The following is a 12651-nucleotide window of genomic DNA, read 5'->3' as shown; positions in this document are numbered from 1 at the left end:
TATAAATCTAGTGGCCGCACGCCTGGCTTGTCTCGGCAGATTCGCAGCCACTGCACGGCCGAAGGCGCTAGCTGTTCCTCTCATTCTTCGTCCCGCCCAGCTAGTCAGGGCGACCGCCGACGAGTTCGATGGCGTTGGCCGCTGCCGCGCCACCCGCGCGCGCGGCGGTGACCGCACGTTGCAACGGCGTGGCGGCACCCGAGTCACTCAGCCAGGCGGCCAGGAATCCGGCTGAGAAGGCGTCACCGGCCCCCGTGCTGTCTGTGCGCAGGGCTGCCTCGACCGGTAGGCACACCGGCTCGGTCCCGGCCACCGCGACGATGGTGCCCGCCGCGCCCAGGGTGAGTGCCACGACCGGGAACCACTCGCTCAGGCGGGCGGCGACGGATGTCGGCTCCTCCAGCCCGGTGAGCACCATGCCCTCGTCCAAGTTCGGCAGCAGGATGTCGGCGCCTCGGATCGTCGTCAGGAAGCGCTCGACCCCGAAGTCGGCGAGGAAGCCGGCGGAGGACGGGTCGACGGAGACGACGGCCCCGCTGGCGTGGGCCCGCTCCAGCAGGCGCCGGAACCCCTCTTCGTCGGCGGCGCCCCCACAGCTGAACACGCTGTAGCCGGTGAAGTGCACGCCGCCCGCCCCGGCCAGCAGGGCGTCGTCGACGCAGTCGGGCGTGAGGCGCACGTTGGCGCCGCGCTCGGTGAGCATGGTGCGGGTGTTGTTCTCGTCGATCAGCACGATGATGGTGCCGGTGGGCAGCTCGGGGTCAGCCAACAGGTGGGCGCGCACGCCCTGCGCCTCGAGGGCGGCGGCGTGGGAGCTGACATCGCCGGCACCGACGATGCCGACGAAGTCGACGGGCGCGCCGAGGCTGCCGAGCCACGCCGCGACGTTCGCCGCCGAGCCGCCCGGACGCTGCCGGATCGCGGCCGGCGTGTCCGTGTCTGCGCGGATCGGGCCGTGCGGCCGCACCAGGATGTCGTCGATCACATCGCCGAAGACCACGATGCGTTCCCCGGGGCCAGGCACCGGCTACTCCTCGCGCCCGTGGCAGGCGGCCGCGTAGGCGGTGGCGATCTCTGCCGCGACGCGCACGTTTCCGCGGGCGATGTCGAGGTTCACCTCGAGGCTGGTGCCGCCGGATGCGCCGACGATGTACTTCAGCAGGAACGGCGTGACGGCCTTGCCGCGCACCCCGGCCGTGTCTGCGGCAGCCAGCGCCTCGGTCAGCACGCGGTCGTGCTCGACCGGGTCCCACTGCTCTGCGAGCGAAATGGGGTTGGCCACGACGAGGCCCTGCGCTCCGGCGCCCTCCGCCCGCCAGGCGTCCTGGGCGCGGAGGATCGCGGCAACCTCCGCCGCGGAGTCCACTCGCCAGTCCAGGCGGTGCCCGGAGCTCGCCAGCCAGAAGCTCGGGAACTCATCGGTGCCGTAGCCGACGACGGGAACGCTCAACGTCTCCAGCCGTTCCAGGGTCGCCGCGATGTCGAGCACCGACTTCACGCCGGCCGAGACGACGGCGACGGGCACCCCGGCGAGGGTGTCGAGGTCGGCCGACTCGTCGAAAGTCTCCGAGGCCCCACGGTGCACGCCACCGAGGCCGCCCGTGGCGAAGACCCGCACCCCGGCCCGTGCCGCCAGCCAGGCGGTGGCCGCGACGGTCGTCGCGCCGCTGGCACGCCGGGCAGCCAGGATCGGCAGGTCGCGCACGCTGGCCTTGGCCATCGACCCGCCGAGTGCGATCCGCTCGATGCCCGACTCGTCGAGGCCGATCTGCGGCACGCCGTCCAGCACGGCGATCGTGGCCGGCGTCACCCCGCGCTCGACGAGCATCTGCTCGAACTCCCGCGCGGCCTCGAGGTTGCGCGGCTGCGGCAGCCCGTGCGAGATGATCGTCGACTCCAGGGCGACGACGGGCCGCCCCTCGGCCAGCGCCGCCGCCACGGACTCCGAGACGTGAAAACTTGCACTCATTGCGTTCCCCTTTGAACGTGTGGGTGTTGCCACGGCGACGCCGCCGCGGTCGGGTGAAACGGTTAGCGGCCGATGCGCTCCGCGATCAACGGGCCGCCGTCCAGCACGGGCTCGCCCGGGTCGCCGATGCGCCAGGCACCCTCGACGGACTCGAGGGCCCGGCCGAAGCGCTCCGGCTCGTCCGCGCTGAGCGTGAACAGCGGCTGTCCCTTGCGGATCGTGTCGCCCGGCTTGGCGTGCAGGTCGATGCCGGCCGCGTGCTGCACCGGGTCCTGCTTGCGGGCACGACCGGCACCGAGGCGCCAGGCGCCGATACCGAACGGCAGCGCCTTCTGCTCGACCAGCACGCCGTCGCGGTCGGCCAGCACGGTGTGCGTCTCGCGGGCCACCGGCAGAGCGGCATCCGGGTCGCCGCCCTGAGCACGGATCACGTCGCGCCATTTGTCCATGGCCCGGCCGTCGTGGAGCGCCGCAGCCACGTCGACGTCGGTGATGCCGACGAGCGCCAGCATCTCCTCGGCCAGCGCCACGGTCAGCTCGACCACGTCGCGCGGGCCGCCGCCGGCAAGCACCTCGACCGACTCGCGCACCTCGTTGGCATTGCCGATGGCGAAGCCGAGCGGCACGTTCATGTTGGTGAGCAGGGCGGATGTCGCCACGCCGGCGTCTTCGCCCAGCGCGACCATCGTCTGTGCCAGCTCGCGGGAGCGGTCGATGTCTTTGAGGAAGGCGCCGGAGCCGAACTTCACGTCGAGCACCAGCGCGCCGGTGCCCTCCGCGATCTTCTTCGACATGATCGAGGAGGCGATCAGCGGGATCGCCTCGACGGTGCCGGTGATGTCGCGGAGCGCGTACAGCTTGCCGTCGGCCGGGGCCAACCCGCTGCCGGCCGCGCTGATCACGCCGCCGTGCTGCTGCAGCTGTGCGAACATCTCCTCGTTCGTGAGGTTCGCCCGCCAGCCGGGGATCGACTCGAGCTTGTCCAGCGTGCCGCCGGTGTGGCCGAGGCCGCGCCCGGAGAGCTGCGGGACGGCCGCGCCGAAGACGGCAACCAGGGGCATCAACGGCAGGGTGATCTTGTCGCCGACGCCGCCGGTGGAGTGCTTGTCTGTGGTCGGCTTGCCGAGGTCGGCGAAGCTCATCCTCTCGCCGCTGGCGATCATCGCCATGGTCAGGTCGCGGATCTCGCTGCGCGACATCCCGTTCAGGAAGATCGCCATGGTCATGGCGGCCATCTGCTCGTCGCCGACATAGCCGCGGGTGTACGCGTCGATCAGCCAGTCGATCTGGGCGGTCGAGAGCACGCCTTTGTCGCGCTTGGTGTGGATCAGGTCTACGGCGTCGAATGCCTCGATGGTGCTCACTCTGCTCCCTCTGCGAATGCGACGAGGGTGCGCGGCCCGAAGGCGTCAGGCAGGACCTCGTCGATCGTCTTGATACCTGAAACGGTCTGCAGCAGCATCCCGGGTGCCGAGTGCTCGAACAGGAGCTGGCGGCAGCGCCCGCAGGGCATCAGCGCGTTGCCGTGGCCGTCCACACAGGTGAACGCCACGAGCTGCCCTCCCCCGGTCATGTGCAGCGACGACACGAGCGCGCACTCCGCGCAGAGCGTCAGCCCGTAGGAGGCGTTCTCGACGTTGCAACCGCTGATCATGCGGCCGTCGGTGACCAGGGCGGCCACACCGACCGGGAATTTCGAGTACGGCACGTAGGCCTTGCCCATCGCGTCGAGCGCTGCGGCTCGGAGAGTCTCCCAGTCGATCTCGGCAGCATCCGGAGCGGTGCCCTGCGTCGTTGACCCGGTCATTTGATGTACGGCTTTCCGTCGGCGGCCGGGGCCTTGGACTTTCCGACGAACCCGGCAACCGCGAGAATCGTCACGATGTACGGGAGCATCAGCATGAACTCGCTGGGCACCGGCGAACCGATGATGCCCAGCACGTTCTGCAGGTTCGTCGCGAAGCCGAACAGCAGCGCGGCGAGGGTGGCCTTGATCGGGTCCCACTGACCGAAGATCACGGCCGCCAGGGCGATGAAGCCGGCTCCGGCCGTCATCTCCTTGTTGAAGGCACCGACAGAGCCGAGCGTGAAGTACGCGCCACCCAGACCGGCAACCGCGCCGGCGAGCGACACGTTCCAGAACCGGGTGACCCCCACCTTGATGCCGACGGTGTCTGCCGCCTGCGGGTGCTCGCCGACGGCCCGCACGCGCAGACCCCACCGGGTGCGGTACAGGCCGAACCAGACGGCGGCGACCGTGACGTACATGATGTAGATGATGATGGTCTGCTGGAACAGCAGCGGTCCGATGATCGGAATCTCGCTGAGGATCGGGATCGGGAGCCGGTCGAAACGCGGCGGCGAGTTGAGCAGCTGCGGGTTCGCGGTCAACACGGTGGAGTAGAAGAAGCTGGTGAGGCCCGTGACGAGCACGTTCAACACCACACCGACGATGATCTGGTCGACGAGGTACTTGATCGCGAACGCGGCCAGCACGAACGAGACCAGCATGCCGGCGACCATCGCGCCAAGCAGGCCGAGGAACGGCGAGCGGGTGATGGATGCGATCATCGCCGAGACGAACGCACCGGCGAGCATCTGGCCTTCGATGGCGATGTTGACGACGCCGGAGCGCTCGGAGATGACGCCACCCATCGCGCCGAAGATCAGCGGGGCGCTGAGAGCGACGGTGCCGAGCAGCAGACCGTAGACGGGGATGGACTCGCCGGCCCCCGCCCAGGTCAGGAATGCGACCAGGAAGAGGAAGCCGAACAGGGCCACGAACCAGAGCGACACCTTGCGCCCGTTGCGCACCAGCAGGAACGCCAGCACGGTGATCGCCGCCATCAGGATGGTGATGACGATGCAGGTCGCCGTCGTGGGCAGGTCGATCGCCGCGAGCTGGATGACGTTGCCCTCGGCGGTGAGCCGGAACTGGCTGACTCCGGGCCGGGCGAAGACGACGAACAGCAGGAACGAGAGCACGGTGACGACGGCGAACGTGACCGGCGTCTTCCAGCTCTTGATGACGGCCTTCTCAAGCACGATCTTGGCATCGCTCGGCGATGCGGAGTGGTCGATGACAGTCATCAGATTCGCTCAACCTTCAGCTTCGGCGCGATCGTTTTGTAGACCCCGGGTGTGGGCAGTCGGAAGACCGCGCGAACCAGCGGCGGCGCTGCGATGAACAGAACGATGAGCGACTGCACGACGAGAACGATGTCGATCGGGATGCCCTCTGCCGCCTGCATCGAGAAGCCTCCGGCTTTCAGTGCTCCGAAGAGGAGCCCGGCGCCGAAGATGCCCCACGGCCGTGAACGGCCGAGCAGGGCGACGGTGATGGCATCGAAGCCGATGCCGGCGTCGATACCGGAGCTGAAGCCGGTGGTCACGTTGCCGAGGATCTGCGAGACGCCAGCCAGACCGACGAGCGCACCCGAGATCACCATCGCCCAGACGAAGATGGCCTTGACGTTGATTCCCGCCACCCGGGCGGCGCTCGGGTTCTCACCGACGGCACGGAACTTGAAGCCGAGGCTGGAGCGGGCGAGGATCCACCAGACGATGATGGTGGCGATGATCGCGAAGATGAAGCCGAGGTTCAGCGTGTACTGATCCCCGAGCAGCTTCGGGAAGATCGCGGTGTCCTTCATCGCCGGCGACTTCGGGTTGTTCGACCCCGGTGCCTGCAGCGCGCCGGGGGTGCGCAGCAGGTAGGAGATCAGATAGAACGCGACGTAGTTGAGCATGATGGTCGTGATGACCTCGTGCGCTCCCGTTCGCGCCTTCAGCAGACCAACGAGGCCGCCCCAGAGCGCACCACCGATCATGCCGCCGATGACGGCGACGATCATGTGCACGCCGTACGGCAGGTCGAAGGAGAATCCGATCCAGCCGGCGATACCGATCGCGATCAGCATCTGGCCGCGGCCACCGATGTTGAACATGCCGGCGCGGAAGCCGAGGCCGATGCCGAGACCGGCGATGATCAGCGGCGTCGCGAAGGTGAGGGTCTGCGTCAACGGCTTGATGCCGTCGGCGAAGTCAGGCCGCCGGAAGTTGTAGATCGATCCCTGGAACAGCGAGGAGTAGGCGCCGGAGACCGACTGCCATACCGCGTTGAAGAGGTCGCCGGGCCGCGCGAAGAAATACCCGGCCGACGACTGGACGACTGGATCGGTCAACGCGATGAGCAGCGCCCCGACGATCATGGCCAGCACGATCGACAGGAGCGAGATCATGACGGACCCGCCGAGGATCTCGTTCATGGCCACCCGGCCGCGCGAGGGTGGTTCGACACCGGGCGGGGCCGCCGGTGGCTGCGGGTTCTGGGGCACGTTCGGCGTGGAAGCCGGCGTGCCGGCCGGCGTGCCGGCCGGAATCGATGCGTCGCTCATGCTGCTGCTCCTGCCACGGGCGGTGCTTCGCCCGCCATCATCAAACCAAGGGTGTCTCTGGACGTGTCTCCAGGGACGATTCCGACGATCCCGCCGCGGTACATCACGGCGATCCGGTCGGCCAACGCCGTGACCTCGTCGAGTTCTGTCGACACCACGATGACCGGCACCCCGGCATCGCGGGCCGCGACGATCTGGCTGTGGACGAACTCGATGGAGCCGACGTCCAGGCCACGGGTGGGCTGGGCCGCCACGAAGAGCTGCAGGTCGCGGCTGAGCTCGCGCGCCAGCACGACCTTCTGCTGGTTGCCGCCCGAGAGCTTGCTGACGGTGGTGGTGATTCCCTGTGCCCGGATGTCGAACTCGCCGAGCTTCGTCTGGGCGAAGTCGTTCAGGTAGCGCAACTGCAGATTGCCGGTCTTGACGAACGGGGCGCCGTCTGAGCGATCGAGCATGAGGTTCTCGGCGATCGTGAACTCGCCGACCAGGCCGTCTTCGTTGCGGTCTTCGGGAACGAAGCCGACCCCGGAGCCCAGCACCTTGTTGACGCTCAGTTTGGTCAGGTTCTTTCCGTTCAGGACGATGTCACCGGTGACTCTGTCCTGCAGGCCCATGATCGCCTCGGTGAGCTCGGTCTGGCCGTTGCCCTGCACGCCGGCGATGGCGAGGATCTCGCCGGCCTTCACGTCGAAGTTGACCTTGTTCACCACGAGCTGGCCGTGGATGTCGATGACCGACAGGTCGGTGACCACGAGGGACGGCGCCCCGGGATTGGCGGGGGCCTTGTCGATGACCAGGTCGACGGCACGCCCCACCATCAGGGAGGCGAGCTCTTCGTTGGACGCGGTGGGCGAAGCCTCACCGACGACTTTGCCGAGCCGGATCACGGTGATGCGGTCGGCGACTTCGCGCACTTCGCGCAGCTTGTGCGTGATGAAGACGATCGCGGTGCCCGCGGCCTTCAGCTGCTTCATGATGAGCATGAGCTCATCGGTCTCCTGAGGGGTCAGCACGGCCGTCGGCTCGTCGAAGACGAGGACCTTGGCGTTGTGTGACAGGGCCTTGATGATCTCGACACGCTGCTGCACGCCGACCGGGAGGTCTTCGATCAGCGCATCGGGGTCGAGGTCGAAGCCGAACCGGTCGGAGAGCTCGCGCACCCGCTTGCGGGTTGCCGCCATGTTGAGGCGGCCGCCGAACGTGGTCTCCTCGTGCCCGAGCATGACGTTCTCGGCAACGGTGAACACCGGGATCAGCATGAAGTGCTGGTGCACCATGCCGATGCCGGCGGCCATGGCATCGCCGGGGCCCTGGAAGTGTTGCACCTGGTCGTCGAGCAGGATCTCGCCCTCTTCGGCCTGGTACAGGCCGTAGAGCACGTTCATCAGTGTCGACTTGCCTGCGCCGTTCTCACCGAGAAGGCAATGGATCTCACCCGGCTCAACGGTGAGGTCGATGTGGTCGTTGGCAACGAGCGAACCGAATCGCTTCGTAATGCCGCGAAGTTCAAGCTTCATGGTCAGTCAATCTTCCTTCCCACAATCGCAGCATCGCGATGTCCAGGGGAACAGTTCAGCACGGCTCAGAGTGGGTCAAGGCTGTTCAGGGTGGGTCAAGGCTGTTCGGGGCAGTGCAGGTCAAGCTGTTAACAGCATCGGGGAGACCAGCAAACTGAGCTGGCCTCCCCGATGCCTGGTGCACAACGTTACTTGGGCGAGGACGGCGACTCGACCTTGATCGAACCGTCGATGATTCCTGCCTTGATGGCGTCGAGCTCGCCCTGCAGGGCGGGGTCAACCTTCGACTCGAAGTCGTGGAACGGAGCCAGTGAGACGCCGTCGTTCTTCAGGGTTCCGATGAACGGGGTGTTGTCGAACTTGCCCTCGGCCGCGTCGGTGGTGACCGCCTCGACACCGGGCTGCATGCCCTTCATGATCGAGGTCAGGAACAGGTCGGCGTTCTCCGGGTTCGTGACGAAGACGTCGGCGTCAACACCGATCAGGGCGATCGGCTTGCTGGCGTCGCGGATGGCCTCGGCCGCGCTCAGGAAGATCGGGCCTCCGACCGGGAGGATGACGTCGGCGTTCTGGTCGATCAGGCCCTGTGCAGCCTGCTTGGCCTCGGTGCCGGCAGCGAAGCCACCGGTGAAGGTGCCGTTCTGTGCCGCGACATCCCAGCCAAGAACCTTGACGTCCTTGCCCTTCTGAGTGTTGTAGTAGTCAACGCCGTCGGCGTAGCCGTCCATGAAGATGGTGACGGGCGGGATCGCCATGCCACCGAAGGTTCCGACGATGCCGGTCTTGCTGTAGCTCGCCGCGGCGTAGCCGCCCATGAATGCGGCCTGGGCCGTGTCGAAGACGATCGGCTTGACGTTCGGGAGCGTGATCGAGTTGTCGTCGATGATCGCGAAGTTCACGTCGGGGTTCGCCGTGGCGGCATCCTTGGTCGCGGCGGCCAGGTTGAAGCCGACGGTCACGATCAGGTTGCAGCCCTGGTCGATCAGGCTGGTGATGTTCGGTGCGTAGTCGGAGTCGGAGTTCGACTGGACGTGGATCTCCTTGACGCCGAGCTTCTTGGCGGCGTCGGTCAGACCGGCCAGGCCGAGCTCGTTGAAGGACTTGTCGTCGAATCCGCCGGAGTCAGAAACCATGCAGGGCAGGAAGTCGCTGGCAACGGGTGCGTTCGATCCATCGGTGGATCCGCCGGACTCGGGTGCGGAAGCACAACCCGCAAGCAGGGCGGCTACGCCAAAGACGGCCAGGCCGGCGAGGCCAGCCTTACGGGTTGCGATAGTCAAGATGACCTCCAAGGTGCTGCCCCGACGGAGTCCGGAGCCTCTAGTGCAAGTCAGATTACCGAATATTTCGCTACCAACAACAGCAAAGTTGCTCGATGAGTCAATGGTTATGAATTCGCGATCTTCTGCTCATATGAGCAGACGGATTGCGCCGCGCTACTGGGGTGTGCTTGGCGATGTGACGAGGATGGCGCCGCCGATGATGTCCTTGCGGACGCCGTCCAGCTCGGCCGAGAGCTCAGGCGAGACGAGCGAGGCCCGCTCGTGGAACGGGGCGATGTCGACGCCGCCGTTCTGCAGCGTGCCGATGAACGGGGCGTTGTCGAAGTTGCCGTCCATGTCGTCCCCGACGATCGCCACCACCGCGTCTTGCGTGTTCTTCAACACGCTGGTGAGCACGAAGGGGCGGAACGCGGCCGGAAGCGTCTCGAAGCCGTCGTTGTCGACCCAGATCACCGAGACACCGGTCGCCTCGCTCGCGGCGGCAGCGGCCCCCTCGCCGACCTGGCCGGCGACGGGCAGGATCACATCCGCCCCCTGGTCGATGAATCCCTGGGTCAGCGTCTTGCCCTTGCCGACATCCTCGAAGTCACCGGTGAAGTTGCCGTCCTGCTTCGCTTTGTCCCAGCCGAGGGCCCGCACGCTGGTGCCGTGCACCGTGTTGTAGTGGTCGACGCCGTCGACGAAGCCATCCATGAAGAGGGTGACGGGCGGCTGGTTGCCACCGCCGAAGGTGGCGACGATTCCGGTCTCGGTCACTCCCGCGGCCAGGTAGCCGGCGAGGAACGCCGCCTGGGCGGTGTCGAACACGATCGGCTTGATATTCGCCCCGTCGACCTGCTCGTCCACGATGGCGAAGTTCACATCGGGGTTGGCTGCCGCCGCCTCGACGGTCGCGTCGGCGAGCTCCCAGCCCACGGTGAGCACGAGCTGGCATCCGGACTCGACGGCCTGGTCGACGTTGGGGCGCAGATCGGTCTCGGATGTCGACACCAGCGCGCGCACGTCGATGCCGTAGCGGGAGCTGGCCTGCTGCAGGCCCTCCCAGCTGGACTGGTTGAACGAGCGATCCTGCAGCCCACCGGAGTTCGTGACCATGCGGGCGCAGTACTCCGAGCCCGCATTCTCGCCGCCGGCGTCCGGCGCGGACGCGCAGCCGGCGAGGGCGAGCACGGCGCCGACCAGCAGCACGACGGGGGTGAAGGCGCGACGGGTGCTGCGGGTGGGTGTGTTCACGATCGACTCCTGGTGCAGGGGGTGGAAGGGTTCTACAACACGTGTGCTCTGTCTACAGCACGTGGGTGCTAGAGCACGTCAGTGCGCCCGGAAAGCTTCAGCGCGTCGACGACGGCCTTCACCTTCTGGGCGTTGGCGCTCGTGGTCACGAGCAGCGCGTCCGGGGTGTCCACGACGACGATGTCCTCCACGCCGATGAGAGCGATCGTGCGGCCGCCCTCCGAGATGACGATGCCGCTGGAAGAGTCGGCGAGCACGCGGGCGTTCTCACCGAGGATGGCGAGGTCGCGCTTGCGCCCGCCGGAGTGCAGCTTGGCGATCGAGGCGAAGTCGCCCACGTCGTCCCAGTCGAAACGGCCGGGGATCACGGCGAGCCGACCGGCCGCGGCGGCAGGCTCGGCCACGGCGTAGTCGATGGCGATCTTCTTCAGGCCCGGCCAGATGCGGTCCACGGCCGGTCCGCGGGTGGCAGGGTCGTCCCAGGCGGCGGCGAGCTCGAGCAACCCGGCGAGCAGCTCGGGCTCTGAACGGCCGATCTCCTCGAGGATCCGGTCGGCCCTGGCGATGAACATCCCGGCATTCCAGAGGTAATGTCCGCTGGCCAGGTAGCGCTTCGCCGTGGCTTGGTCCGGCTTCTCGACGAACGACTCGACGGCCAGCGCGCTCGGCGCACCCGGCACCTCGAGCCGCTCCCCGCTGTGGATGTAGCCGAAGCCGATGGCGGCCTCGGTGGGGCGGATGCCGATGGTGGCGATGTAGCCGGCATCCGCAACCTCGACGGCCTCGGCCACGGCCAACCGGAACACGTCATCGCGGTGGATGACGTGGTCGGCGGCGAAAGAACCGATGATCACGCCGGGCTCGCGGCGCTCCAAGATGGCCGCGGCCAGGCCGATGGCGGCCGCGGAGTCGCGCGGCTCGCTCTCCAACACCACGTTGTGGTCGGCGAGCTCTGGCAGCTGTTCCTCCACCGCCTTGCGATGAGCGCGCCCGGTGACGACCATGATGCGCTGCTCACCGGAGAGCGGCACGAGCCGGTTCCAGGTGTCGCGGAGCAACGTCTGGCCGGACCCGGTCAGGTCGTGCAGGAACTTGGGCGCATCCGCGCGGGAGAGCGGCCACAGCCGCGAACCAATGCCACCGGCGGGGATGACGCTATAGAAACGATCGAGCGCAGAAGACGAAGTCACGCCTGCCAGCCTAGGCCAGCGGCACCGCCACGCCGCGTCGGGTTAGGCATACCTAACCAGAAAATCGCTGAGAGTGAGGAATAGTATGGCTTCACATGCTCATCGAGCACTCCGGGCCAGCGACTGGCCACATTTCAGCCAGGGAGGGTTGTTCATGCCACAGCAAACGGCAGGAACCCTGACAGCATCCAAGAAGACCACCACTTCACCACGCCCGGCGGGTACCTTGTACCGCGGTCGCGAGGGAATGTGGTCGTGGGTCCTGCACCGCATCACCGGTGTCGCGATCTTCTTCTTCCTGCTTGTCCACATTCTTGATACCGCGCTCATCCGCGTCAGCCCCGAGGCGTACAACGTCGTCATCGGCACGTACCAGACGCCGTTGATGGGCCTCGGCGAGGTCGCCCTCGTCGGCGCGATCGTGTTCCACGCCTACAACGGCATCCGGATCATCCTGATCGACTTCTGGTCCGGCGGCGTGAAGTACCAGAAGCTGATGTTCTACATCGTCATCGCGCTCTGGGTGATCACCATGCTCGGCTTCACCCCGCGCCACCTGATCAACGTCTTCAGCCACTAGGAAAGGGGAGCACTGATGACTGCAACAACTATTGAAGCCCCCCGCTCCCCCTCGCGCCCGGCGAAGAGCCGCGGTGTGAACTGGGAGAAGTGGGGCTGGATCTACATGCGCGCCTCCGGCGTCGTGCTGATCGTGCTGATCTTCGGCCACCTGTTCTTCAACCTCATGCTGGGCGACGGCATCTCCGCCATCGACTTCGGTTTCGTCGGCGGCAAGCTGGCCGACCCGTTCTGGCAGTGGTGGGATGTCGCGATGCTCTGGCTCGCACTGATCCACGGCGGCAACGGCATGCGCACGCTGATCAACGACTACGCGACGCTGCGGATGACGCGCGGCGTGCTCAAGACGGCCGTTCTGGCCGCCGTCGTCGTGCTCATCGTGCTCGGCACCCTCGTCGTCTTCACCTTCGACCCCTGCCCCGCTGGGCAGCCGGCCGATCTTCTGCCAGCACTCTGTGCTGCGCGCTAACACCTCATCACCAA

General features: G+C 67.1%; 12 protein-coding genes. 2 read left to right on the top strand and 10 right to left on the bottom strand.

Translation table 11 applies throughout. The features are described from left to right. Positions 1–100: 100 nt before the first annotated feature. The 10 genes from AWU67_RS01785 to AWU67_RS01740 all read right to left on the bottom strand — a co-directional run bounded on the left by AWU67_RS01785 (position 101) and on the right by AWU67_RS01740 (position 11589). Positions 101–1024, bottom strand: a complete 924-nt coding sequence (locus tag AWU67_RS01785; RefSeq protein ID WP_067225963.1) for a carbohydrate kinase family protein — start codon at positions 1022–1024, stop codon at positions 101–103. Between the two features lie 3 nt (positions 1025–1027). Beyond that, complete coding sequence (locus AWU67_RS01780; RefSeq protein ID WP_067225960.1) at positions 1028–1969, bottom strand: pseudouridine-5'-phosphate glycosidase; 942 nt, start codon at positions 1967–1969, stop codon at positions 1028–1030. Between the two features lie 62 nt (positions 1970–2031). Beyond that, positions 2032–3333 carry a thymidine phosphorylase gene (locus AWU67_RS01775; protein WP_067225957.1) on the bottom strand — a complete coding sequence of 434 codons (1302 nt, stop codon included), beginning with the start codon at positions 3331–3333 and terminating at the stop codon, positions 2032–2034. After that, positions 3330–3776 carry a cytidine deaminase gene (locus AWU67_RS01770; protein WP_067225953.1) on the bottom strand — a complete coding sequence of 149 codons (447 nt, stop codon included), beginning with the start codon at positions 3774–3776 and terminating at the stop codon, positions 3330–3332. The genes AWU67_RS01775 and AWU67_RS01770 overlap by 4 nt, the downstream gene beginning before the upstream one ends. Continuing rightward, entirely contained in the window at positions 3773–5059 is a 1287-nt protein-coding gene (locus AWU67_RS01765; RefSeq protein ID WP_067225951.1) for an ABC transporter permease, read from the bottom strand. The genes AWU67_RS01770 and AWU67_RS01765 overlap by 4 nt, the downstream gene beginning before the upstream one ends. After that, a complete protein-coding gene (locus AWU67_RS01760) occupies positions 5059–6366 on the bottom strand; it encodes an ABC transporter permease (protein ID WP_199922329.1) in 1308 nt (435 codons plus the stop codon). Before AWU67_RS01760 ends, AWU67_RS01765 begins: the two co-directional genes overlap by 1 nt. Then, entirely contained in the window at positions 6363–7883 is a 1521-nt protein-coding gene (locus AWU67_RS01755; protein WP_067225948.1) for an ABC transporter ATP-binding protein, read from the bottom strand. Before AWU67_RS01755 ends, AWU67_RS01760 begins: the two co-directional genes overlap by 4 nt. Positions 7884–8071: 188 nt before the next feature. Next, entirely contained in the window at positions 8072–9163 is a 1092-nt protein-coding gene (locus AWU67_RS01750) for a BMP family lipoprotein (RefSeq protein ID WP_067231889.1), read from the bottom strand. A gap of 156 nt (positions 9164–9319) precedes the next feature. Then, positions 9320–10399, bottom strand: coding sequence for a BMP family lipoprotein (locus AWU67_RS01745; RefSeq protein ID WP_067225945.1), 1080 nt, complete (start codon positions 10397–10399; stop codon positions 9320–9322). 68 nt (positions 10400–10467) lie between these two features. Continuing rightward, positions 10468–11589: a mannose-1-phosphate guanylyltransferase gene (locus AWU67_RS01740; RefSeq protein ID WP_067225941.1), complete on the bottom strand. Its 1122-nt coding sequence runs from the start codon at positions 11587–11589 to the stop codon at positions 10468–10470. Positions 11590–11743: 154 nt separating this feature from the next. On the opposite strand from AWU67_RS01740, the gene sdhC reads away from it, so the two are divergent. Beyond that, positions 11744–12169: a succinate dehydrogenase, cytochrome b556 subunit gene (sdhC, locus tag AWU67_RS01735; protein ID WP_082716698.1), complete on the top strand. Its 426-nt coding sequence runs from the start codon at positions 11744–11746 to the stop codon at positions 12167–12169. Between the two features lie 15 nt (positions 12170–12184). Then, positions 12185–12637 carry a succinate dehydrogenase hydrophobic membrane anchor subunit gene (locus AWU67_RS01730; RefSeq protein WP_067225934.1) on the top strand — a complete coding sequence of 151 codons (453 nt, stop codon included), beginning with the start codon at positions 12185–12187 and terminating at the stop codon, positions 12635–12637. Positions 12638–12651: the final 14 nt, after the last annotated feature.

This window comes from Microterricola viridarii (genome assembly GCF_001542775.1).
GTDB lineage: Bacteria > Actinomycetota > Actinomycetes > Actinomycetales > Microbacteriaceae > Microterricola > Microterricola viridarii_A.
This window is presented reverse-complemented; position numbering and strand designations above follow the sequence as displayed.